This is a genomic window from Flexivirga caeni, assembly GCF_003724155.1.
In the GTDB taxonomy this organism is placed as follows: Bacteria; Actinomycetota; Actinomycetes; order Actinomycetales; family Dermatophilaceae; genus Flexivirga; species Flexivirga caeni.
Map to the genome: position 1 here is coordinate 179,765 of NZ_RJJQ01000003.1, position 23,225 is coordinate 202,989.

The window sequence follows — 23,225 nt, forward strand, 5'->3', positions numbered from 1 at the left end:
CGGTGCTGTCGTGACCATGTCCGCAGCAGACTCGCCCCGCCCCGTGCTCCAGGGGTATGCCGTGCTGGAGCTGCTGGGCCGCGGCGCGACCGGAGCGGTGTGGGCAGTGCGAGGTCCGGACGAAATCCGTTTGGCGGCAAAGGTTCTCGGGGCGGGTGCGGATCAGCTCGACTATGAGCCGGCGGTGCTGGAGTCGTTGCGGCACGACCACGTCGTCCGGCTCGTCGACGTGGTCGCCGACACCTCGACCGACCCGTGCGGCACCGCGATGGTGATGGAGCTCGCCGAGGGTGGCTCGCTCGCCGACACGCTGGCCCGGCGGGAAGTGCTGACGCCGGGCGAGCTGGTCACCCTGCTGTGCCCCGTGGCCCGGGCCCTGCACGACCTGCATGGGCTCGGCCTGATTCACGGCGATCTGAGCCCGGGCAACATCCTGCTCACCGGCGAGGGCAAGCCGCTGATCGCCGATCTGGGTATGTCGCGACTCGCCGGGCACCATGGTGAGGAGGTGTGGGCCACCGAGACGTGGGCCGCACCCGAGGTGCTCGCCGGCGGACCGCCCGTGCCCGCGTCGGACGTCTACTCGCTGGGCGCGATCGCGTGGTGTGCGCTGACCGGGGCTCCTCCCGAGCCGGCCGCGCTTCGCCCCGACCTTGCCGAGTTGGTGCCGGACCTGTCCCCGGAGTTGCGTGATCTCGTCAATGCCGCTCTCGCGCATACGGATTCGGCGCGTCCACTGCCGGGAGAGTTCGCCATCGCGCTATGGCGGTGCGCCCGGCCGGAACCCGCTCCGGTGCAGGGATCACCGGCCCGGCGGAGCGCGGTGGCCGTGCCGGAGGGCGACGACGCCGATGCGCTCACCCGCCGCATCCGTGCTCAGGCGGCCGCAGATCCCGACCCGGACGGCGCCGAGCAACTGCCGCGCACGCACCGCCTGACCTGGGGCGCGGCGGCGGTTGTCGGGGCGGCGGCCGTGGGAGGTGGCATCGCCGCTCTGGCCGCCACCGGTCTCGGGCCCGGCGGTGGCGATGGCGCGGCGGCTGCTGCGCGGAGCGCGTCGGGCACCTCGGGTGCGTCGCAGGCAATCCACACCGCTTCGCTGGCAACTCGGGTCTCCACACCGACCACGCGAGCGACCCCGGATCGCTCGGCCGACCTCCGGGCAGCGCCGGTGCGTGTGGTGCAACAGCTCGCGGCAGCCCGGGCTGCTGCCTGGACGAGTGGCGACGGCGCCCGGCTCTCCGCCGCCGAGGTGATGGGGTCTCCCGCACACCGTCGAGACAGCGCCGACCTGCGCACCGCGGCGAGCCGCGGGGTGCGCTATGCCGGGCTGACCTTCACGGTGCGGTCCGCCACCGTGCGATCGGGATCCGGGCCGGCGGTGCGGGTGTCGGCGGTGATCGACAATTCGGCATACGACGTGGTGGGCGCGGGCGCGCGGCGCACTGTGCCTGCGGCGTCCGGGCAACGCACTGAACTGTCTCTGCAGTGGACGAATGATGGCTGGCGAGTGGTGGATTGGGCGGCTCCGCACTGACTGTGGCCAGCCTCCGGCATACTCGGGTCATGGAGATCATCCGGCACGAGGTCGATAAGGATGCCGATCCGGCGGCGTTGGTCTACACCTTTGGAGGTGCCGAGCCCGTCCGGTCGCTGCGGCCCGGCACGATCGTGTCGACCTGGACGGCGGACTGTTATGGCGGCCGGGTCCGCCGCGCCCAGGACCTTGCCACCGAGGTGACCGACACCCGCTTCATCAATCCGCAGACCGGGCCGTTCCACATCGAGGGCGCCGAGCCGGGCGACACGATCGCGGTGCACTTCTGCTCGATCACCCCCAGCGTCGACTGGGGCGTCTCCACGACGATGCCGCTCTTCGGCGCGCTGACCCAGACGCCGTTCACCGCGATGCTGCACGACCCGCTGCCGGAACGCACCTGGATCTACGACCTCGACGTCGCCGAGCGGCTGGTGCGCTATCACGCGCTCGACTCGGACCTGACGGTCGACCTGCCGATGGACCCGATGCACGGGACGGTCGGTGTCGCGCCCGCTCTGGGCGAGGTGCGCTCCTCGCTGACTCCGGGCTCGTGGGGCGGCAACATGGACACGCCCGAAATGCGAGCAGGCACAACGTGTTACCTCGGCGTGAACGTGCCGGGTGCGCTGCTCAGCCTCGGTGACGGGCATGCCCGGCAGGGGGAGGGCGAGACCTGCGGGGTCGCCGTCGAAACTGCGATGGACACGGTCTTCGCGGTGGAGCTGATCAAGGGCATCGCGACCCCGTGGCCGCGACTGGAGGATGACCGCTTCATCATGTCGACGGGTTCGACCCGCCCGCTGGAGGATGCGTTCCGGATCAGCCACGCCGACCTGGTGCACTGGATCGCCGGTGGGCTCGGGCTGTCGGCGATGGACGCCTACCAGCTCGTCTCGCAGACCGCGCTCACACCGGTCGCCAACGTGTGCGACGAGAACTACACAGTTGTCGGGAAGGTGCTGAAGGACCACTTGCCCGGTTTCGAGGCGTATGGCGGGACGCATCATCGGCTGCGCTCGCTCGCACGGGCTGCAGGAGTCTAACGCGGCCGCAGGAGTCAGGCGCCCCTCGCGGCATACCGCATGACGTCGTCGATGTCGTGCATCGACCACTCGAACCCACTGCGTTGCAACACGGTTGGCGCCATCAGCGTGCTCGCCAGGACGTCGTTCGCGAACTCGCCGAGCACGATTTTCAGCGCCGGTGCGGGGGCGGGGAGGACCGCGGGGCGGTGCAGTTGGCGGCCGAGCGCCCGCATCGCATCCCGTTGCCGCACTGCGGTTTCCGCCGGCACCGACAGGTTGACCGGTCCGGTGATCTCCGGGTGGTCGACGAGGTGCACGAGCGCGGCGACCTCGTCCGGCAGCGACATCCAGGACCACCACTGCCGCCCGCTGCCGAGCGGACCGCCGAGGCCGAGCTTCGCGAGGGGGAGCACCCGGCTCATCAGCCCGCCGTCGGGCGCGATCACCAGGCCGGTGCGGGCGAACGCGACTGGCGAGCCCACGGCGCTCGCCGGTGCCGCCGCCGACTCCCAGGCGGTGACCAGATCGGCCAGGAACCCGGTGCCCGGTGCCGCATCCTCGTCGAGAGTCTCCTCACCGCGGTCGCCGTAGTAGCCCATCGCGGAGCCGTTCACCAGGCGAACCGGCGCGTCGAGGTGTGCGATCGCCTCGGCGATGGTGTGGGTGCTGTCGACGCGTGAGTCGATCAGCGTCTGCTTGTATGCCGCGGTCCACCGCTTGTCCCCGATGCCTGCGCCCGCCAGGTTCACGATTGCCGAAACATCTTCGAGGGCAGCCGGATCCAGCTGGCCGGCGGCGGGATCCCAGCGCACCTCGCCCGCGTGTGCGGGTGGCCGCCGGACCAGCCGGACGAGCTCGTCGCCGCGCGCTTCCAGCGCTTCACCCAAGGCGGTGCCGATGAGGCCGGACGACCCGGCGATGGCTATGCGCATGACGACTCCTGATCAGCTGGTGTGGTGCTCGCTCCCGGTCAATGCAACTACATGCTTCGAGCCAGCACCACTCAAGCGGTGCCCGTCGCGTCGGGCAGCCCTGGCCGGTGAACGCATCGAGTGGACAGCAGTTGCGGTGAAAACGCAGTTCTCGCAGCAACTACTGTCCACTCGGCGGAGCAGCGCCCTTCGTCAGACCTCGAAGGCACCCTCTTCGAGGCGCTTCTTCATCGCCACCAGGAAGCGGGCGGCGTCGGCGCCGTCGACGATGCGGTGGTCGTAGGACAGTGCCAGGTAGACCATCGAGCGGATCGCGATCGTCTCGCCGCCGTCGCCGTCGGCCACCACGACCGCGCGCTTCACGACCGAGCCGGTGCCGAGGATGCCGACCTGCGGCTGGTTGATGATCGGCGTGTCGAAGAGCGCGCCGCGGCTGCCGGTGTTGGTCAGCGTGAACGTGCCACCACCGAGCTCGTCCGGAGTCACCTTGTTCGTGCGGGTGCGCTCGGCGATGTCGGCGATCTTGCGGGACAGCCCGGCGATGTTCAGGTCACCCGCGTCGCGGATGACCGGCACCATCAGACCCTTCTCGGTGTCGACGGCGATGCCGAGGTTCTCCTGCGGGTGGTAGACGATCGAGTCGTCCTCGACGCTGGCGTTCAGCTGCGGATACGCCTTCAGTGCCTCCACCGCGGCCAGCGCGAAGAACGGCAGGAAGCTCAGCTTGACGCCTTCGCGCTGCTCGAACGCGGCCTTGCTGCGCGCCCGCAGCCGCGCGATCTTGGTCACGTCCACCTCGACCACCGTGGTCAGCTGGGCCGAGACCTGCAGCGACTCGACCATGCGCGCAGCGATCAGCTTGCGCATGCGGGTCATCTTCTCGGTCGTGCCGCGCTTCGCGGAAACCTCCGGGATGGCGCTCGGTGCAGCCGCGGCCGGTGCCGCGGGTGCGGGCGCCGCCGGAGCAGCGGGCTCCGGCTCAGCAGGCTTGGCGGCATCCAGGACATCCTGCTTGCGGATGCGGCCGCCGACGCCGGTGCCTTGCACGGACGCGAGATCGACGCCGTTCTCGGCGGCGAGCTTGCGCACCAGAGGGGTGACGTATGACGCAGGCTCCCGGTCGCCGGAGCCGGCCGCCGGAGCGGCCGGTTTCGCCGCCGGAGCCGGTGCCGCGGCCGGAGCGGACTGCGCCGGGGCAGGCGTCGGGGGCTCCGGTGCGGCGGGTGCTGGCTCGGGCTCGGCCGGCTTCTCCTCGGCTGCGGGTGCCGCCGCGGGCGCAGACCCGCTCGACACCTCGCCGCCCACGATCGCCAGTTCGGCGCCGACGGGCACCGTCTCGTCCTCCTGGACCAGGATCTTGGACAGTTTGCCGGCGACGGGGGAAGGAACCTCGGTGTCGACCTTGTCGGTGGACACCTCCAGCAGCGGCTCGTCGACCTCGACGTCGTCGCCCTCGGCCTTGAGCCAGCGGGTGATGGTGCCTTCGGTGACCGACTCGCCCAGTGCCGGCATGGTGATGGTCTCGCCGCCGCTGACCTCGCCACCCGACGACGCCTGCGGCTCGGCCGGGGCTGCGGGAGCCGGATCCGCTGGCGCAGCAGGCTTTTCGTCGGTTGGGGCAGCCTCCTCGGACTTCTCGTCCGACCCTGAGTCGCCCGCCGGAGCGGCCGGACCGTCGCCGATCACCGCGAGGTCGGCGCCGACCGGCACGGTCTCGTCCTCCTCGACCAGCACCTCCTGCAGGGTGCCGGCCACGGGCGAGGGGATCTCCGTGTCGACCTTGTCGGTGGAGACTTCGAGCAGTGGTTCGTCGACGGCAACCTCCTCGCCGACCTGCTTGAGCCATCGAGTCACGGTGCCCTCTGTCACCGACTCGCCGAGTGCGGGCATTGTCACGCGTTCAGACATGAACTCAAGTCTCCTAGATCAGATGCTGGTGTGCACGGTTATCTCACGTCCGGGTTTCGCCGTCTCACGCATGGGCATGCAACGGCTTCCCGGCAAGGGCGAGATGAGCCTCGCCCAGCGCTTCGTTCTGAGTCGGGTGGGCGTGGATGAGCGTGGCCACGTCATCCGGCAACGCCTCCCAGCCGACGATGAGTTGCGCCTCGCCGACCTGCTCGCCCATGCGGGCACCGATCATGTGGACGCCGACCACGGCGCCGGTGTCGCCGGCCCGGACGACCTTCACGAAACCCTGCGTCTGCAGGATCTGGCTTTTGCCGTTGCCGCCGAGGTTGTAGTCGTATGCCGTGGTCGCGTCACCGTGCTTCTCGCGCGCTGCGGCCTCGGTGAGTCCAACGGAGGCGATCTCCGGGTCGCAGTAGGTCACACGAGGGATGCCGCTCTCCTCGATCGGCGCGGGATCCTTCCCCGCGATCTCCTCGGCGACGAAGACGCCTTGGGCGAAGCCGCGGTGCGCGAGCTGCAGCCCCGGCACGATGTCGCCCACGGCATACACGCCGGGCACGCTCGTGCGGCAGCGTTCGTCGGTCACGACGTAGCCGCGGTCCAGGGTGATGCCCGCCTCGGCATACCCCAGATCGTCGGTGACCGGGCCGCGCCCGACGGCGACCAGCAGCAGGTCGGCGGTCAGGGTGTTGCCCGACTCCAGGGTGACGGTGACCTCGTCGCCGTCCCGTGTGGCCGACGCGAGCCGCGCACCGGTGAGCGCCGTGATCTTGCGCTTCTTGAACGCCCGCTCGAGCTGCTTGGAGATCGCTTCGTCCTCCGCGGCCACCAGCCGCGGCAGTGCCTCGACGATCGTCACCTCGGCACCGAATGACGAGAATACAGAGGCGAATTCGACACCGATCACGCCGCCGCCGAGGACGATGACCCGGCCAGGAACGTCCTCCAGGGTGAGTGCCTGGTCACTGGTGACGATGCGTCCGCCGATCTCGACGCCGGGCAGCGTCTTGGCGTAGGAACCGGTGGCCAGCACGATGTTCTTGCCGGTGAGCACCCGGTCTCCGACGGTGACGGTGGTCGGCGAGGTGAGGCGTCCGGTGCCCTCGACATACGTGATGTCGTGCGATTTCACCAGTCCCTGCAAGCCCTTGTAGAGCCGGCCGATGACGCCGTCCTTGTAGGCGTGCACGCCGGTCATGTCGACCGACTCGAAGCTGGTCCGGACACCGAACTTCGCGCCTTCGCGCGCGCTGTCGGCGATCTCGGCGGCGTGCAACAGCGCCTTGGTCGGGATGCAGCCACGGTGCAGGCAGGTGCCGCCGACCTTGTCCTTCTCCACCAGTGCGACTCGCAGGCCCAGCTCGGCGGCGCGGAACGCGCACGCGTAACCGCCGCTGCCGCCACCCAGGATCACCAGGTCGAAGTTGTCGGCAGGTGCCGTCATACCCGCAACGCTCCCTTGCGTCTCGATGCTGCTGTCCCGGCCATCTTGGCACTAGCCGGACGCACGCCTGCGAGCGGTATGACGGGAGTGTCGAAACCGGGTGGTTATCTGCTGGCACCCGGCGCCTCGGCATGCGAGAGTGGGGCGTTCAGTCCAAGTGCAAGGAGGCCCACCGCATGACCGACAAGCCGGGACCCAGTGACGAGGTCAAGCGCAAGTTCCGCGAGGCGCTCGACAAGAAGCACGCACACGGAGGCACCGATGTCTCCGACCGTTCGGGGCGCTCGAAGGTGGCAGGTGCACACGACGCCGAGACCAGTGGCACCCAGCAGATGTTCCGACGCAAGTCGGGCTGAGCTGCCGCGAAACCCGCTGGAGCAGAAGGGAACCCCGCACCATCCGGTGCGGGGTTCCCGTACGTTCTGGGTTGTGCGACTGCTCAGCTGCGCGCAGCGGCGAGCTGCACCAGGGTGCGCACGCCATACCCGGACGCACCGGTGCCGACATACCCGTAGCTGTCGCCCGTCGAGTAGGCCGGGCCGGCGATGTCGAGATGCACCCACGGCAGTTGCGTGCCGTCGGCGTCGTCGCCGACGAAGTCCTGCAGGAAGAGCGCTGCGATGATCATGCCCCCCTCGCGGGTGCCCGTGTGCTTGGTGTCGGCGACGAGCGACTTCATGCCCGACCGCAGATGCTGCAGCAGCGGGATCGGCCAGAGGTCCTCGCCCGCCGTACCGGCGGCGGTCAGCAGCTCCTCACGCACCGTGTCGTCGTTGCTGAGCGCGGCAGCCGTGCGCGGGCCGAGCGACAGCACGGCCGCGCCGGTGAGCGTCGCGACGTCGACGACCAGGTCCGGAGCCTCGCGGGAGGCGAGCGCGAGTCCATCTGCCATCACCAGGCGGCCCTCGGCGTCGGTGTTGATGATCTCGACCGTGCGGCCGTTCGGCATGGTGACGACGTCGCCCGGACGCTGTGCGTCCGACCCGGTGAGGTTCTCGGCCAGGCACAGGTAGGCGGTGACGGCGACGGGGAGTCCGAGCGTGGCGATCGCCGCAGTGGCTGCGGCGACCGCGGCGGCACCGGCCATGTCGCACTTCATCGTGATCATGCCCTCCGGCGGCTTGATGCACAGACCGCCGGAGTCGAAGGTGATGCCCTTGCCCACGAACGCCAGGTGTGACTTCGCCCTCGCCGGGCGGTAGCTCAGCACCACCATGCGGGGCGGGCGGGCGGACCCGCGTCCGACGCCGATGAGGCCACCGCACGACTCCTTGGCCAGGGCCTTCTCGTCGAGCACCTTCACCTTGAGTTTGGAGCCGGCCACATGGTCCTTGACCGCGGTGGCGAACGAGTCGGGGTAGAGGTCGAGTGGCGGGGTGTTGACCAGGTCCTGCGCCCAGGCACGTTCGTCGGCGACCACCTGGGCCCGCTTTACGCCCGCGGTGACCTCCTTGTCCTTGGCCAGCGCCGACAGCACGGTGATGCGGGTGATCGGCTTGTGGCCGGCACCGGAGCGGTAGGTCGTGAACTCGTAGGAGCCGAAAAGCGCGCCCTCGCCGATCGCGACGGCGTCGGACGGCGCCGAGGTCGGGAACGCGACGGCGATCGTGGTCGACTTGCCGTGCAGGGCACGAACTGCTGCCCCCGCCGCGCGGCGCAGCACTTCGGAGTCGTCCGCTGCCGGCATACGGTCCAGGCCGGAGCCGGACACGACGACGACGCCGGAGATGCCGGGCACCCCTGCGAGCCGGACGATTTCGTCGGCGGAGCCGGTCGCCGCGAGCGCGAGCAACTGGGAGTCGATGTGCTCGCGCGCTTCGGCGGCGAGTGCGGGGGTCGCGGCGACTTGCGCGGCGTCGCCGTCCTGGATCGCGAGCACGACCAGAGAGTCGGTCTTGGTCTTGCCGACGGGTTGGTCGACGATGTTCAGCCTCGGCACGGGCGTTTCTCCTTGGGTGCGATTGGGCGGGACTCCCGGCGACGATACGCCCTGCCCGGCCGACCCCGCGGCGTCTGTGCGGAGGCGCTACCGTGCGGTCCATGACCGAGCAGCTGAAGACATCTCCCCTCCACGATCGGCACGTGACGCTGGGTGCCAAACTGGCCGACTTCGGCGGCTGGCAGATGCCGATCGAATATCCCGGCGGCGGCGTGCTGCGCGAGCACACCGCGGTGCGCGAGCGGGTCGGCATCTTCGACGTGTCCCACCTGGGCAAGGCACTGGTGCGCGGACCGGGCGCGGCTGACTTCGTCAACAGCTGCTTCACCAACGACCTGCGCAAGGTCGCGCCGCCCAAGGCGCAGTACACGATGTGCCTGGACGACGCGACCGCCGGCGTCGTCGACGATCTGATCCAGTACTTCCGCTCCGAGGACGAGGTGTTCCTCGTGCCCAACGCCGCCAACACGGCCGAGGTCGTGCGGCGCATGCAGGAGAAGGCGCCCGCAGGCATCGAAATCACCGATCAGCACAGCGATTTCGGGATCATTGCGGTGCAGGGGCCGAAGGCGCCCGAGGTCGTCGCCGCGCTCGGCCTGCCGACCGACCTGGACTACATGTCGTTCCGGGTCACGCAGTGGGAGGGTCACCAGGTGATCGTGCTGCGGTCCGGGTACACGGGGGAGAAGGGTTTCGAGCTGGTGCCGCGGTGGGACGACGCGCCCGCCCTGTGGGACGCGCTGGTGGCGGCGATGGAGCCGTATGACGGGCTCCCCTGCGGACTCGGCGCGCGCGACACGCTGCGCACCGAGATGGGCTACCCGCTGCACGGCCACGAACTGTCGATGGACATCACGCCCAATATGGCGCGCGCCGGCTGGGCGGTAGGTCGCGACAAGGAGACGTTCTGGGGCAAGGACGCGCTCGCCGCACAGAAGGACGCCGGCGGCTACCGCCTCACCTGGGGGCTGCGAGCGACCGGCCGCGGCATACCGCGGGCCGGCTGCGACGTGCGCAACTCCGCCGGCGACGTCGTCGGCACCGTGACCTCGGGCACGATGTCGCCGACCCTGAAGGTCGGCATCGCGATTGCGCTGCTTGACCGCGGCAGCAAGGAGGGCGACGAGCTCGTCGTCGACGTGCGGGGCCGCGAACTGCCCGCGGTCGTGGTGAAACCGCCGTTCGTGCACACCCAGGTCGACTGAGGCCAGCGCACGGGGAAATTCAGCTGGGAATTCAGGGAATTCCCAGCTGGGGAGCCTTTCCGCAGCGCTGAAGATGGCGGTAATCTTCGCTCGGCCTTGCGGCCGATCCGGTGTTGTGTCACGAGCAGGAGGCCTTTCCATGACGGTTACCGACGAGGCGGCACGCCGGCGCGGCATCGAAGTCCGTTCCATCGAATACGTCCCGCTCGCCGAGCGACATGGCAAGGTCTCCCACATCGGTCCGTTGTGGTTTATGTGCAATGCGCAGATCGCGACGCTAGCCACAGGCCTGATCAGCATTACCGGCGGCGGAAATCTCATCTGGTCGTTGATCGCCATTGCCATCGGCGTGTGCATTGGCACGATCTTCATGGCGGCGCACTCCTCGCAGGGTCCGCAACTCGGATTGCCGCAGATGATCCAGTCGCGGCCGCAATTCGGCTATGTGGGCGCGCTGCTGGTGTGGTTGTTCGCCTACATCCAGTACGCCGGATTCAACGTGTTCAATGGGGCGCTTGGCGGTGAGGCGCTGGGCGGCGCCATCAGTTCCAAGCAGGCGTCGAACGACCTGTGGATCTGGGTCGTCACGATTGTCGCGGTCGTGATCGCGCTGGTCGGCTATGACTTCATCCACCTCTTCGAGCGCTACCTCACCATGCTGACGATCCTGGTGCTGGCGCTGGTGTCGGTTGCGGCGATCGTGCATCTGCACATTCCGTCCTCGCAATTCGACCTGGGCCATTTCAGTGCGACGCCGTTCTTCGGGCAGGTCGGCGTGGCCGCCGGTTATCAGATCTCGTGGGCGATTTACGTGTCCGACTACTCCCGTTACCTGCCCGCGGACACCAAACCGAGCCACACGTTCCACGTCACCTTCTGGGGTAGCGCGCTGGGCGGCATCTGGATGATGTTCCTCGGGTCCTGGATTGCCGTCTCCTACAAGGACATCGGCTCGAACACCGTGGTCGACCTGCAGCGTGTCGCGAACAAGTTGTTCCCGCATTTCGGGACCTTTGCCCTGATCGTGCTCGCCATCGGACTGATCTCGGTGACCGCGCTCAATATGTATGGCGGATCGCTGACGCTAATTTCGTCCATCGACAGCTTCAAGAAGGTCAACCCGACCCTGGGGATCCGCATCGTCACTCTGGTGCTGACCGCGGCGCTTTCGCTCGGTTTCGCCGTGCTGGCCACCTCCAACTTCCTGGCGAACTTCAACGACTTCCTGCTGGTGATCCTCTACCTGTTCATCCCCTGGACAGCAGTGAATCTGACCGACTTCTTTATCGTGCGCCACGGGCACTACGCGATCGGCGAGATCTTCCGGCCGGACGGGATCTACCACCGGTTCGGCTGGGCAGGCATCGCGGCATACGTGATCGGGTTCGCGGCGATGGTGCCCTTCTTCAACGTGTCCGGCTTCTTCGAGGGCTGGATCTCCCACGCGTGGGGCGGCGTCGACATCTCGATGTTCATCGGCCTGCCGGTCGCGGCGATCTGCTACTGGCTGTTCACGCGCAACCTCGACGTTGACGCGGAGAAGGTGCTCGCGGACGAGCAGATCAAGGAGATCGAGGCTCTCGCGAGCGGCGTCCGCCAGTAGCCGTCAGTCGCGACGCGCGTCGTGCACCATGATCGCGACCTGCACCCGGTTGTCCGCGCCGAGTTTGGTCAGCACGCGCGAAACATGCGCCTTGACCGTCGGCACGCTCATATAGAGGCGTCTCGCAATGTCGGCATTGGAGCAGCCGCGACCGACGAGTTCGGCGACTTCCAGTTCACGGTCGGTGAGCGAGGCCAGTAGCTCCCGGGCGGCGGCGCGCCCGTCATCGGGCGCGGCGGTGATGCGCTCCACGAGCTGCCGGGTGACCCTCGGCGACAGGATCGGGTCGCCCGCGACGACCGACCGGATGGCGTCGACCAGCCGTTCCGGCGGGGTGTCCTTGAGCAGGAATCCGCTGGCACCAGCACGCAGTGCCTGCACGATCAGGTCGTCGGAGTCGAAGGTCGTGAGCACGATGATATATGGCGGATTGGTTTGATCCGCAATGGTTTTCGTTGCCTCGATGCCGTCGGTGCCGGGCATCCGGATGTCCATGAGTATGACGTCAGGACGTCCAGTTCGCGCAGCAGCGACACCCGCAGCGCCATCCGCAGGGTTGTCGGGCAGCACCTCGATGTCGGGTGCACCGCGCAGGATCAGCCGCAGTCCGGCCCGCACCAGTGCGTCATCGTCGACGAGCAGGACCCGGATCGGGCCGGCTTCAGTGGTCGTCATCCGGCCACGGTAGCCGGGCACGCACGACGAAGCTGCCTGCGCGGTCGCGGCCTGAGGTGAGCTCGCCACCGACGAGGACGGCGCGCTCGGTCGCGCCGACCAGACCGAGACCCGAGTCAGGAAGCTGGTCGCTTGCGGCCGGCACGGGCGTTCCCATCGGGTTGCGCATGGTCAGCACGAGGTGATCGGCGTCGCGGGCGAAGACGATCGAGATGGGGCGGCCCGGAGCATGCTTGCGTCGGTTGGTCAGTCCCTCCTGCGCAATCCGGTAGGCGTTGCGCGACACGAGGTCGGTGAGCCCGTCGAGGTCCGCTGGAAGGCGGAGTTCGACCGGTCCGTCGGTGGATTCGACGTCCGCGACCAGGGCCGGCAAGTCGGCCAGCGTCGGCTGCGGCGCGTCGGGGCGCACGGAGGCACTGGTCGGGTCCCGGAGCACGCCGAGCACCTCGCGCAGCTCGGTCAGGGCGGCGTGCGCGTTGTCTCGGATGACCGTCGTCGACTCGCGCAACTCGTCCTCCGACAGGTCGGCGCGATAGCTGAGTGCGCCGGAATGCATGGCCACCAACGAGATTCGGTGTGCGAGCACGTCGTGCATTTCGCGGGCGATGCGGGCTCGTTCGGCCGCCCGGGCCTGTTCCGCGCGCAGGTGCTGCCGGTCTTCGGCGACCCGCAATTGGGTACGCAGGTTTGCCACGAGCAGTCGGCGCGCACCGATCGCCGAACCGCTCGCGATGCACATCCCCATCCCGAGCAGGCCGATGACGATGGACGAGATCACGTCGCCGAAACCGGAATGGGGAGCCGGGAAGAGGACTTGGAAGATCCAGCCGGCGGCGAGCCCGCCCAGCCCGCAGATCAGGACCGGGCGCCAGCGGCGGTGAGTGGTAAGCGAGACCAGAGCGACTGCCGCAGCCGCGGCGGACACCACGGAGAGCGCCGAGAACGCGGTCACGATCAGGCAGACGCCGAAGGGAAATCGACGCCGCCACAGCAGCAGCACGAGCGATACGACGCCGATCCCCAGATCGACCCACGCCCAACGGTGCGGTGGACCGTAACCCCGTGCCGAACCGGTGATCTCGATCGTGAGTAGGAGGCAGCCGATAGTTGCCGCGGCCGTCTCTCGCCATACCTCACCCCAGATGTGGCGGCCACGGCTGACGCCGGGCAGAGCGAAGGTCACGACCGACAGCGTATGACGCCGGGGCGCGTCGTTCAGCAGAGTCAGGAGTCAGGGGACGCCATACCAAAGTAGGATGCAGGTTCAGTCACGCGCCCGATGTGCCATGTCCCGTTGTCCAGGCATCGTGCCCAGCATGATTGAAGTAGCACACCTCACCCGCCGCTATGGCCGCTACGTCGCGGTCGACGACGTGTCGTTCCGGGTCGAGCCGGGCACCGTCACCGGATTCCTGGGACCGAACGGTGCCGGCAAGTCGACCTGCATGCGGATGATTACCGGCCTGACGCCTCCCACCTCGGGCACGGCGACGGTGCTGGGCCGGCCGTATGTCGCCCTCGGCAACCCTGGCCGGCACGTCGGGGTCCTGCTCGACGCGGCCGCGCAGCATGCGGGACGCACCGGCCGGGAGATTCTTACGCTCGGCGCGATCATGATGGGTCTGGACCGACACCGTGTCGACGAGATGCTGGAGCTCGTGGGGCTCACCGGCGAGGAGTCGCGGCGCAGGTTGCGCAACTATTCGCTGGGTATGCGTCAGCGTCTCGGCATCGCGCACGCGCTACTGGGCGACCCACAGGTGCTGATCCTGGACGAACCGGCCAATGGTCTCGACCCGGCGGGCATCCGGTGGATGCGCAGTCTGCTGCGCGGTTTCGCGGACGAGGGCGGCACGGTGCTGCTCTCCTCGCACCTGCTGCACGAGATCGAGGTCGTCGCCGACGACCTGGTCGTCATCGGTCGCGGCAGGATCGTCGCGAACGGCTCCAAGGCGCAACTGATGTCGGCCGCGGGGACAACGGTCCGCAGCGCCGACGATGCGCGCCTGGCAACAGCCTTGGAAGTCGGCGGTTTCCAGGCGGCACCGATGAACGGCGGCGGCATCCACACCGACGCCGAACCGTGCGTGGTCGGCCAGCTCGCGCTCCAGCAGCAGGTCGCGCTGCTGGAACTGCGCGAAGCTGGCACGTCCGGGCTCGAAGAGATGTTCCTGCAGTTGACCGCTGCCGATGCTCGCGAAGGAGTTGCGGCGTGAACGCCACGTCCACTGTGCATTCGGATCGAGCACACATGTCGGAGCGACTGGAGGCCGGGACCGCCTCCGCCATACCGTTCGGGCGGCTGGTGGCGCTCGAACTGCGCAAACTGACCGACACCCGGGCCGGTCGGGTGCTGATCCTGGTCGCGATCGGCCTGGTGGTTGCCGTGGGTCTGATCGGCGTCTTCAGCGGGAAGCCGTCGCAGGACAAGAACCTGCGTGACTTTCTTGCGTTGGGATCGCTGCCGCTGCAGCTGATGCTGCCGTTGCTCGGCGTGCTCGCGGTGACGGCCGAATGGTCACAACGGACCGGGCTGGTCACCTTCACCCTTGAGCCCCGGCGTAGTCGCATCGCGTTCGCAAAATGGGTGGCCGCGCTTGCCCTCGGTGCGGCGGGCGTCGTCATCGCTCTGGTGGTGGCGTTCGGTTTCACCGGCCTCACCGATGCGCTACGCAGCAGTAACCCGTCGTGGCACCTGTCGTGGCAGGTCGTGCTCGGCACCGTGGTCGGGCAATTGCTCTACATGTCGATCGGTGTCGCCTTTGGCATGCTGATCCAGAACACACCCGGTGCGATCGTCGCGTTCCTCATCCTGCCGACGCTCTGGTCGATCCTCGGCAGCTTCTCCTGGTCGGAGAACATCGCGCAGTGGGCCGACACCAACCGCACGCTCAGCCCGCTGTACAACGCGACCATGCACGGCGATGACTGGGCGAAACTCGTTGTCTCACTGCTGATCTGGCTGGCTCTGCCGATGATCGCCGGCATCTGGCGGATGACGCACAGCGAGGTGAAGTCGGCGTGAAGCCACTCGAAAGTTGCACGGAGCTCATCGGGGGAGTTCCGTGCGGCTTTCCTATGTCGGTGCCGGTCTCTAGGTTGGACCCATGACGGACGGGTGGAACTGGACCTATGAGGACGCACAGGGAGTGCCGGCCACGGCCGCGCAGGCGGTGACGTCCGCCTTCCCGACGCAGAGCGACGCCGAGAGCTGGCTGGGCGAGCACTGGCGGTCCCTCTTCGACGCCGGCGTTACCGCGGTGACGTTGCGTCACGCCGGCCGCACCGTCTATGGCCCGATGCTGCTCAGCGTGGGTGGGTAGCGGTCCTCACGTAACCCTCAACCGTCGAAGGTTGCGTACGCCGGGGTGTCGTAGCGGCGCGGCCGGCATACTCGGGGTCCGTGCCCATAGCATTCCGAGGTGACGAACGAATCTGAGGTCGGCGATCTCGAGAAGATCGAACGCGAACGGTTGCGAGCGATTGTGGACGCCGACGAGTCGGTGTTGTGGGAGTTGCACGATCCTGACTTCGTGCTGTGCAGTCCGGGCGGCACGGTGTGGGACAGAGCCACGTACGTCGGTGGCCTCTGCGATGAATCCATCAGCTATTCGCGATTTGAACCGGTGACTCCCGTCGAGGTGCTGTGGGACGCACGCCTTGCCGTGGTGAGGTACCGCTCGATCATTGATCTCATCACACCGCGGGGCGGTGGTCACCTCGAGTGTTGGCATCTCGATGCTTATGTGCAGACGGATGGCGGTTGGCGGTGCCGTTGGTCGCAAGCAACGGACACCATCAAGGACTGAACTGCCGGGACACAACAGGACCCCAGGAGTATGCCCAGCGGGCGCGATACCGCGCGATCGGCATACTCGAAACCCGCAGACAGCCCGCAAGCGCACGGGAGGAGCGGCGTCAGATGGTGTCGCCGCGCTTGACACGCGGGTTCGGCCGGCGCCCGGCGCGCAACTGGAAGGCGCGCATAACGGCATACGATGCGGTGCCACGCGGCGGTTCGGTGTGGAATCGCTCGCGGATCTGCACCTTGATCCGGCGGACCATCAGGTAGGCGTCGATGGCCCCGACGACCACGACCACCCAGACGAGGAAGAACGCGATCATCTGCAGCATGTGGTTGGGCAGCACGGTGAGCAACAAGACGATCAGCATCAGCGGCAGCAGGATCTCACCGAAGTTGCGGCGGGAGTCGACGTAGTCGCGGATGAACGCCTTGACCGGCCCCTTGTCGCGTGCCGGCAGCGCGTCCTGGTCGCCGCGGGCGAACGCCTCGCGTTGCTGGATCCGCTTCTTGCGCAGTTCGTCCCGTGACTCGCGCTTGGCCGCCTTGCGATCGACCGGCACCAGCGGCTTGCGGCGCGCAGCCTCCCGCTCCTTGCGAGTCGGCGTCGGCCGGCCTTTCTTGGGCGTCTGCCCCGACCCGGCCTCCTGCGCGGTGGACGGAGGGGTCAGCGCCGCCTCCGAGGCCTCGGAGGTGACGTCGGAATCAGAGGGGGTCTTGTTGCGGCCGAACACGACGCACAGTGTACGGGGCGTCGGAGCGTCCTGCTGACGCGAGGATTCGACAGGAATCCTGACCGGCTAGCGTGGCAACGTGACCGACAACACCGCTGCACAGCTTCCGTCCGAACTCGCCGCGACGGTGCACGAGTTGATGCCCGCGATCCGGGCCGACCTCGAGGCACTGACCCGCATCCCGAGCGTCTCCCTCGACTCGTTCGATCAGACACATGTCGACGAGAGCGCGGAGGCGGTCGCCGCCCTGTTGCGCGCTGAGGGCCTGCAGGTCGAGATCGTCCGGGAGGGCGGCCGCCCGGCCGTCATCGGCCGGCTCGCGGCGCCCGAAGGCGCACCCACCATCACGCTCTACGCGCACCACGACGTGCAGCCGCCCGGCAACGACAGCGACTGGGACACCCCGCCATTCGAGCCGGTCGAGCGCGATGGCCGCCTTTACGGGCGCGGCGCCGCCGACGACAAGGCGGGTGTGATGGCGCACATCGCGGCGCTGCGCGCGCACGGGGGGCGCCCGCCGGTCGGCGTGAACGTCTTCGTCGAGGGCGAGGAGGAGGTCGGATCCGACTCGCTCGCAACGATTCTCGAGCGTCACGGCGACAAGCTGCGTGCGGACGCGATCGTGCTGGCCGACTCGTCCAATTGGCAGATCGGGATCCCCGCACTCACCACGTCGCTGCGCGGGATGATCCGCGTCGTGGTGACCGTGCGCACGCTCGACCACAGCGTGCATTCGGGCATGTATGGCGGGCCGGTCCCGGACGCACTCGCTGCCCTGGTGCGGCTCCTCGCGTCTTTGCACGACGACAAGGGGGATGTCGCGGTCGCCGGCCTGGTCAGCGGTGATGCCGCCGACCTCGACTTCGACGAGGCGCGGCTGCGCGAGGAGAGCGGGCTGCTGGACGGTGTGCAGGTCATCGGCACCGGCCCGTTCCTTTCTCAGTTGTGGACCCGCCCGGCGATCACGACGATCGGCATCGATGCGCCTGCGGTCGACGTCGCCTCCAACACACTGGTGCCCGCCGCCCGGGCGAAGGTGTCGATGCGTATCGCTCCGTCGCAGGAGCCGCGGGCGGCATACGACCTGCTGCGCCGGCACCTGATCGACCACGCACCCTGGGGCGCGCAGGTCGAGGTGACCTTGGACGACGAAGGCGCCGGCTTCGACGCGGACGCCGAAGGCCCGATCTACACCGCGGCCCGCTCGTCGTTCGCCGACGCGTGGGACGGCACTCAGCCGGTGGACATGGGCGTCGGCGGGTCGATCCCGTTCGTCGCGGCATTCGCCGAGCGGTTCCCGGATGCCGCGATCCTGGTGACCGGCGTTGAGGATCCGGACACCCGGGCACACGGTGCGAACGAGAGTCTGCACCTCGGAGAGTTCGAGCGGGTCTGCCTCGCCGAGGCGCTGCTGCTCGCGCGGCTGCCCGGCGCGCGATGAGCCTCCCGCCCGTCGTCGCTGAGGCGATCGCTCCACTGCCGGGTGGGTATGCCGATCTGCTCGCGCGGACCACAGCCGCGCTGGGCGCCGACCCCCGTGTCACCGCGCTCTGGCTGAGCGGGTCGATCGGTCGCGGCGTCGCCGACGCAGGTAGTGATCTCGACCTGATCGTCACGCTCGGCGACGACGACCTGCCGGGCTTCGTCGCCGAGGGCAGCGCGGTCTGGGGCTTCCTCGACCCGGTGATCGCTCACGAAATCCCAAGACTGCCAGGATGTTTCGCGCTCACGACACCGGACGGTCTGCGGGTGGACACGATCCTGGAGCGGGTGGCCGACGTCGCGCGGACGCCGTTCCGCTATCGCATGACGGTCTTCGACCGCCGATCGACGCCGGTGCCGGTGCCGCCCGCCGACGAGGCCGAGCGCGGGCCTGACATCTCGGCGATGGAGGCGGTCGCGACGGAGTTCGCCCGTCAGCTGGCGATTTTCCCGGATGCGGTGGCTGCGCGCGAGGACTGGCTGCTCGGGCAGGAAGCGGTGCATAACTACCGGATCCTGCTCTACCAGTTGTTCGTCCAGTCCAACCAGCCGCTGCCGCCGATGGGCGTCAAGCAGTGGTCGGCGAAACTGACTGCAGCACAACGCGATCGACTCGCGTCACTGGCGGTGCCGCAGGCCGAGCGCAGTCCCGTCATCGACGCGATGGGTGCGCTCCGGGACGCCCTGCTCACCGATGGGCGGGCAGTGCTCGAAGCCGCTGGTGGCACCTGGCCGGCTGCGGCCGTCGACGCCGGTATGGCGAGGTGGGCGGCTCGTGGACTGTGACGTCGGCCGGATCATGGTCGGCGCGGCGTCGCTGTCGCGGGTCGTGAGCGCGACGAACACCGAGAGCAATGCGACGGCTGCGGCGGCGACGAAGGCGGCGTGGTAGGCGGTCAGGTTCGGGACCTGGCGACCGCCGCTGATGCGGGTGCTGCCGACGGCGGCGAGGACGGTGGACAGGAGCGCGATACCAACGGCGCCGCCGAGTTGTTTGCCAGCGTTGTAGATCGCCGACGCGCGTCCGGTTTCCGCCTTGCCGATCGTGGCCATGGACGCGGCCTGGTTGGTGATGAACACCAGGGCGACTCCGATGCCCAGGCAGAACATGATCAGCCGCACCAGCCATAGATCGGTGCTGTCACCGACCCGCGCCATGAGCGCGGTGGCCAGCGCGATCAGGAGTAACCCGGCGGTGCTGAGCCGGCGCGGCCCGAAGCGCCAGTAGAGCAGCCGCGTGACGATCTGGCCGCCGGCCATCGTGCCGAGAGCACTCGGGAAGACGGTCAGCCCGGACTGGATGGCGGACATGCCCATGGCGTTCTGAAACGTCAGGGCAGCGAGGAACAGCGCACCGAGATAGGACACCGAAGCCAGTGCGTAGAGGCTAGTGGCTGCCGCAAAGAGCCTGTGCCGCGCCAGCATTCGCAGGTCGACGAGTGGTTCGGCGGCACGGAGCTCGACGATGACCATGATCACCAGCAGGACAACCCCGGCGACGACCGCGCTGAGCACCGGGCCGGAATTCCAGCCTGCGGTGGGCCCCTCGGAGACGCCGTACATCAGTGATCCGAGACCGGCGCCGGACAGCAGCAGTCCGGGGATGTCGAGCCGTCCCGGGCAGTCGGTGCGGTGCGCGTCGAGGCCGAAGGCGCCGACGAGGAAGGCGGCCAGTCCGATCGGCAGGTTCACGAAGAACACCAGCCGCCAGCTGAGGTAGCTTGTGAACAGCCCGCCCAGGATCGGCCCGAGCGCGGGCGCCAGCGCCGTCACGATCGCGAGAATGCCTGCGACGCGTACTCGTTCGGCGGGCGCGTAGACACGGAAGAGCATCGCCATACCGACCGGGGTCATCACCGCTCCGCCGATGCCCTGTAACACTCGGAACGCCACCAGTTCTTCGAATCCCGTTGCCAGGCCACATAATCCGGAGGCGACAGTGAACACAGCGACTGCGCCCAGCAGCGCCGTACGACCGCCGATCCGGTCGCCGAGCCAGCCGGATGCCGGGATGAACACGGCGAGGCTGACCAGGTAGGCGATCGACACCAGGCCGACGCTGTCGGGGTGGGTGTGCAGGTCGCGGCCGATCGTGGGCAGCGCGACGTTGACGATGGTGGTGTCCATGATCGCCATGAACATCGCGGCCACGTAGACCACCGGCACGACCAGCTTCTGGTTCTCTCGCAGGCTCATGGCGAAAAAGATAGCACTATCATTGATAGTGTCAACGATTGAGCAAGTCACTGAATACGGCTAGGATCTCGTCATGTTCTGCACTGTCCCGCGCAATCACGCTGTCCGCACCGCGCAAGCGCCAGAGGCCGAGGTATGGCGACTGATCCGTGCGGTCAGCCACACCCCTGACGCGATGGCGGCTTGCCATCAGATCGCCGTCGACAGTGGCTTGCCGCTCGCGCCGCTGCGCGCATTGCTGGTCCTCCCGCTCGACGAACCGGTCACCATGCGTGAGCTCGCGCGGCGACTCGGCTGCGACAACTCCTACGTGACCTCTCTGGTCGATGCGCTGGAAAAGCGCGGGCTCGCGGGACGTGAGCAGCACCCGACCGACCGGCGGGTCAAGGTCATCGTGCTCACCGGCCAGGGCCGCGACCTTGCCGAACGCGCCCAGATCGCGGACGCCGCAGCACCCGCCGTTTTCGACCGGCTGACCGAGCAGGAGCTCGTCACCCTGCGCGACCTGCTCGCGAAACTGCTGCCGTGAGCCCAAGGCGCCCAGCAGCGAGGCGCGGGCGGTAACGTCGTCGGTATGGCGGCAGGCAGCTACGTCGAACCGAGCTACGAACGCGACACGCGGTACATCCCCGACCGCATCACACGGGACGGCTCCGACGGCTGGCCGGTGGAGCCCGGGCGCTATCGGCTCGTCGCCGCACGGGCGTGTCCGTGGGCGAGCCGGGCCATCATGGTCCGCCGGCTGCTCGGCCTGGAGGACGTCATCTCGCTCGGGCTGTGTGGTCCGACCCACGATGCCGACAGCTGGACCTTCGACCTGGACCCGGGCGGCGTCGACCCGGTGCTGGGCATCCCGCGGCTGAAGGATGCCTACGAGAAGCGCTTCCCGTCATACCCGCGCGGGATCACCGTGCCCGCGATCGTGGATGTCCTCTCCGGGCAGGTTGTCACCAATGACTTCGCCCGGATGACACTGGATTTCGCGACCGAGTGGACCGACTACCAGCGCGCCGGTGCGCCCGACCTGTGGCCGGTCGACCTGCGTGAGGAGATGGCGCCGGTGATGCGGCGCGTCTACACCGAGGTCAACAACGGTGTCTATCGCTGCGGCTTCGCCGGCACCCAGGAGGCGTATGACGCGGCCTACGGCCGGCTCTTCACCGCGCTCGACTGGCTGGAGGATCGGCTCACCACCCGCCGTTACCTGATGGGGGAGCACCTCACCTGTGCGGACGTGCGGCTCTTGACCACTCTGGTGCGCTTCGACCCGGTCTACCACGGGCATTTCAAGTGCAACCGGCAGAAGCTGGACGAGTTCCCGGTGCTCTGGGCATATGCGCGAGATCTGTTCCAAACACCGGGTTTCGGCGACACCGTCGACTTCGTGCAGATCAAGCAGCACTACTACCGGGTCCACCGCGACATCAACCCGACCGGGATCGTCCCACTCGGCCCCGACCTCACGAACTGGTGTGAGCCGTCCGGGCGCGAAGCACTCGGCGGTTCGCCATTCGGGCACGGCACTGCGCCCGGCGAGATCGCACCCGCTGAGCGCGTCCCGCAGGCACACAACCCCGCCGTCGGCCCGGACGGTGAGCTGATCGTCACGCAGCGAATTCGTTGATGGCGTCGCCGAGTTCGTCACCGGTCATGGGCCGTTGGAGGTCACTGAGCAGCTGGGCGATCTCCGGCAGCGCGTTCGTGTTGGCGGCGAGCGCCATACAGGCGTACGCACGCTGGGGGACAAGGAGGATGGCCGTGCGGTAGCCCGGGAGCCTGCCGTTCAGGTAGAGCTGTCCGGAAGGGCCGATCGCCCACCCGAGGCCATAGTGCATGGGATCGTCGGAACGCGTTCGGGCCGTGCGGATCCGGTCGAGCAGCAGGCGGTTGCCCGGTCACTTCGGACAGGATCGCCCCGGCGAGAAAGTAGTTGCCGTTGTAGTAGGACCAGCGTGCGCCGACCGCGCGTTCGTTGCCCGCCCGGACGACCATCCGTGCAGCCTCCAGAAGCGCCGCCCGGCCCGCCCCGAGGGAAGCGACTGCTGCGCCCGTGACAGTCTCGCGGAGGCCGGCTACTTGCCCGAGGAGCTGTCCAACCGTCACGGCGCGATCGGCACGCCAATCGGGCTCCAGCGCAGGAAGGAGCTCAATGGCTGGCGTCTCCAACGGAATTGAGCGCGTTGCGAGGGCGAGCACGGTCGCTGCCGCGGTGAAAGGCTTTGTCAGGGATGCGATCCGGAACGCCGACGACGCCGATGGCGAGACAGTCCCGCCCGTCAGGATCGTGCGTGACTCACCGTCCGATATTCCGACGATGAGCGCGGGAATCGACGTGTCCGACACCCGGCGCACGACGTCTGGATCGGGTTGCATCCCGCATGTCTACCAGCCTGGTCCGGATCACGCGGCCGTCACCCGGCGTCGCCGAGCCACGAGCACGATGACACGTGCCAGGGCGATGACACTGGCAAAACCGACCAGCACGGCCACCATCGGACCATCGGCATGTCCTCTCGCAGCATCTCCGATGGTCCGAGGTGGCGTCGCGCCCGTGGGTTCCGTGACTGCGGTCAGCAGGTGGTGCCCGTCACCACACGCGCCGGCGGCTGCCGCGGATCGGGACGAAGTTCAGCACCACGCCGACGATCAGCAGGATGATGCCGATCACGAACAGCACCTTCAGGCTCGCGACGAGCAGACCGACAATGAGCAGAATCAGGCCGAGGACGATCATGGG

The 23,225-nt window shown here is 68.4% G+C and carries 22 protein-coding genes and 1 pseudogene; 12 read left to right on the top strand and 11 right to left on the bottom strand.

The window, feature by feature from the left end:
• Positions 1 to 16: 16 nt before the first annotated feature.
• Both EFY87_RS05190 and EFY87_RS05195 read left to right on the top strand, forming a co-directional pair.
• Positions 17 to 1,537: a serine/threonine-protein kinase gene (locus EFY87_RS05190; RefSeq protein WP_148043258.1), complete on the top strand. Its 1,521-nt coding sequence runs from the start codon at positions 17 to 19 to the stop codon at positions 1,535 to 1,537.
• Between the two features lie 29 nt (positions 1,538 to 1,566).
• On the top strand, positions 1,567 to 2,583 hold the full coding sequence (locus EFY87_RS05195) for an acetamidase/formamidase family protein (RefSeq protein WP_123270400.1): 1,017 nt from the start codon (positions 1,567 to 1,569) through the stop codon (positions 2,581 to 2,583).
• Positions 2,584 to 2,597: 14 nt separating this feature from the next.
• Here the strand turns inward: EFY87_RS05195 and EFY87_RS05200 are convergent, their stop codons facing one another.
• The 3 genes from EFY87_RS05200 to lpdA form a co-directional block, all read right to left on the bottom strand.
• A complete protein-coding gene (locus tag EFY87_RS05200; protein ID WP_123270401.1) occupies positions 2,598 to 3,497 on the bottom strand; it encodes a TIGR01777 family oxidoreductase in 900 nt (299 codons plus the stop codon).
• Positions 3,498 to 3,689: 192 nt separating this feature from the next.
• Positions 3,690 to 5,405: a 2-oxoglutarate dehydrogenase, E2 component, dihydrolipoamide succinyltransferase gene (sucB, locus tag EFY87_RS05205; protein ID WP_123270402.1), complete on the bottom strand. Its 1,716-nt coding sequence runs from the start codon at positions 5,403 to 5,405 to the stop codon at positions 3,690 to 3,692.
• Between the two features lie 64 nt (positions 5,406 to 5,469).
• Positions 5,470 to 6,852: a dihydrolipoyl dehydrogenase gene (gene lpdA, locus EFY87_RS05210; RefSeq protein ID WP_123270403.1), complete on the bottom strand. Its 1,383-nt coding sequence runs from the start codon at positions 6,850 to 6,852 to the stop codon at positions 5,470 to 5,472.
• Positions 6,853 to 7,028: 176 nt separating this feature from the next.
• Between lpdA and EFY87_RS05215 the strand changes: the two genes are divergently transcribed.
• The gene (locus EFY87_RS05215) at positions 7,029 to 7,208 is read left to right on the top strand and encodes a DUF5302 domain-containing protein (RefSeq protein WP_123270507.1); all 180 of its coding nucleotides are present in this window, start codon (positions 7,029 to 7,031) and stop codon (positions 7,206 to 7,208) included.
• An 83-nt stretch (positions 7,209 to 7,291) separates the two neighbouring features.
• Here the strand turns inward: EFY87_RS05215 and EFY87_RS05220 are convergent, their stop codons facing one another.
• The gene (locus EFY87_RS05220; protein WP_123270404.1) at positions 7,292 to 8,791 is read right to left on the bottom strand and encodes a leucyl aminopeptidase; all 1,500 of its coding nucleotides are present in this window, start codon (positions 8,789 to 8,791) and stop codon (positions 7,292 to 7,294) included.
• Between the two features lie 101 nt (positions 8,792 to 8,892).
• Here EFY87_RS05220 and gcvT point away from each other — a divergent pair, with 101 nt between their 5' ends.
• On the top strand, positions 8,893 to 9,996 hold the full coding sequence (gcvT, locus tag EFY87_RS05225) for a glycine cleavage system aminomethyltransferase GcvT (RefSeq protein WP_123270508.1): 1,104 nt from the start codon (positions 8,893 to 8,895) through the stop codon (positions 9,994 to 9,996).
• A gap of 139 nt (positions 9,997 to 10,135) precedes the next feature.
• Complete coding sequence (locus EFY87_RS05230; RefSeq protein WP_123270405.1) at positions 10,136 to 11,599, top strand: purine-cytosine permease family protein; 1,464 nt, start codon at positions 10,136 to 10,138, stop codon at positions 11,597 to 11,599.
• A 3-nt stretch (positions 11,600 to 11,602) separates the two neighbouring features.
• On the opposite strand, the gene EFY87_RS05235 is transcribed toward EFY87_RS05230, so the two are convergent.
• Positions 11,603 to 12,274, bottom strand: coding sequence for a response regulator (locus EFY87_RS05235; protein WP_123270509.1), 672 nt, complete (start codon positions 12,272 to 12,274; stop codon positions 11,603 to 11,605).
• On the bottom strand, positions 12,261 to 13,457 hold the full coding sequence (locus tag EFY87_RS05240) for a sensor histidine kinase (RefSeq protein ID WP_123270406.1): 1,197 nt from the start codon (positions 13,455 to 13,457) through the stop codon (positions 12,261 to 12,263). The genes EFY87_RS05235 and EFY87_RS05240 overlap by 14 nt, the downstream gene beginning before the upstream one ends.
• 133 nt (positions 13,458 to 13,590) lie before the next feature.
• On the opposite strand from EFY87_RS05240, the gene EFY87_RS05245 reads away from it, so the two are divergent.
• From EFY87_RS05245 to EFY87_RS05260, 4 genes are all read left to right on the top strand, one after another.
• Positions 13,591 to 14,490 carry an ABC transporter ATP-binding protein gene (locus tag EFY87_RS05245; RefSeq protein ID WP_181445443.1) on the top strand — a complete coding sequence of 300 codons (900 nt, stop codon included), beginning with the start codon at positions 13,591 to 13,593 and terminating at the stop codon, positions 14,488 to 14,490.
• A gap of 35 nt (positions 14,491 to 14,525) precedes the next feature.
• The gene (locus EFY87_RS05250; protein WP_148043259.1) at positions 14,526 to 15,299 is read left to right on the top strand and encodes an ABC transporter permease subunit; all 774 of its coding nucleotides are present in this window, start codon (positions 14,526 to 14,528) and stop codon (positions 15,297 to 15,299) included.
• 82 nt (positions 15,300 to 15,381) lie between these two features.
• On the top strand, positions 15,382 to 15,597 hold the full coding sequence (locus EFY87_RS05255) for a hypothetical protein (protein ID WP_123270409.1): 216 nt from the start codon (positions 15,382 to 15,384) through the stop codon (positions 15,595 to 15,597).
• A gap of 99 nt (positions 15,598 to 15,696) precedes the next feature.
• Entirely contained in the window at positions 15,697 to 16,083 is a 387-nt protein-coding gene (locus EFY87_RS05260; RefSeq protein ID WP_123270410.1) for a nuclear transport factor 2 family protein, read from the top strand.
• Positions 16,084 to 16,192: 109 nt separating this feature from the next.
• Here the strand turns inward: EFY87_RS05260 and EFY87_RS05265 are convergent, their stop codons facing one another.
• Positions 16,193 to 16,810 (bottom strand): DUF3043 domain-containing protein, encoded by a 618-nt coding sequence (locus EFY87_RS05265; protein WP_245988450.1) that lies wholly within the window; start codon positions 16,808 to 16,810, stop codon positions 16,193 to 16,195.
• 79 nt (positions 16,811 to 16,889) lie between these two features.
• Between EFY87_RS05265 and EFY87_RS05270 the strand changes: the two genes are divergently transcribed.
• Positions 16,890 to 18,251 carry a dipeptidase gene (locus EFY87_RS05270; RefSeq protein WP_123270411.1) on the top strand — a complete coding sequence of 454 codons (1,362 nt, stop codon included), beginning with the start codon at positions 16,890 to 16,892 and terminating at the stop codon, positions 18,249 to 18,251.
• Between the two features lie 659 nt (positions 18,252 to 18,910).
• Here the strand turns inward: EFY87_RS05270 and EFY87_RS05275 are convergent.
• On the bottom strand, positions 18,911 to 20,488 hold the full coding sequence (locus EFY87_RS05275; RefSeq protein WP_123270412.1) for an MDR family MFS transporter: 1,578 nt from the start codon (positions 20,486 to 20,488) through the stop codon (positions 18,911 to 18,913).
• 73 nt (positions 20,489 to 20,561) lie between these two features.
• Between EFY87_RS05275 and EFY87_RS05280 the strand changes: the two genes are divergently transcribed.
• Both EFY87_RS05280 and EFY87_RS05285 read left to right on the top strand, forming a co-directional pair.
• Positions 20,562 to 21,017 carry a MarR family winged helix-turn-helix transcriptional regulator gene (locus tag EFY87_RS05280; protein ID WP_123270413.1) on the top strand — a complete coding sequence of 152 codons (456 nt, stop codon included), beginning with the start codon at positions 20,562 to 20,564 and terminating at the stop codon, positions 21,015 to 21,017.
• 45 nt (positions 21,018 to 21,062) lie between these two features.
• Positions 21,063 to 22,112, top strand: coding sequence for a glutathione S-transferase family protein (locus tag EFY87_RS05285; RefSeq protein WP_123270414.1), 1,050 nt, complete (start codon positions 21,063 to 21,065; stop codon positions 22,110 to 22,112).
• Here EFY87_RS05285 and EFY87_RS20815 read toward each other — a convergent pair.
• The 3 genes and pseudogenes from EFY87_RS20815 to EFY87_RS20505 form a co-directional block, all read right to left on the bottom strand.
• On the bottom strand, positions 22,093 to 22,323 hold the full coding sequence (locus tag EFY87_RS20815; protein WP_245988452.1) for a hypothetical protein: 231 nt from the start codon (positions 22,321 to 22,323) through the stop codon (positions 22,093 to 22,095). The genes EFY87_RS05285 and EFY87_RS20815 overlap by 20 nt on opposite strands.
• Before the next feature lie 58 nt (positions 22,324 to 22,381).
• A pseudogene (locus EFY87_RS21300) lies at positions 22,382 to 22,861 on the bottom strand (serine hydrolase); the annotation flags it as partial.
• Between the two features lie 214 nt (positions 22,862 to 23,075).
• On the bottom strand, positions 23,076 to 23,222 hold the full coding sequence (locus tag EFY87_RS20505; protein ID WP_181445444.1) for a hypothetical protein: 147 nt from the start codon (positions 23,220 to 23,222) through the stop codon (positions 23,076 to 23,078).
• Positions 23,223 to 23,225 lie beyond the last annotated feature (3 nt).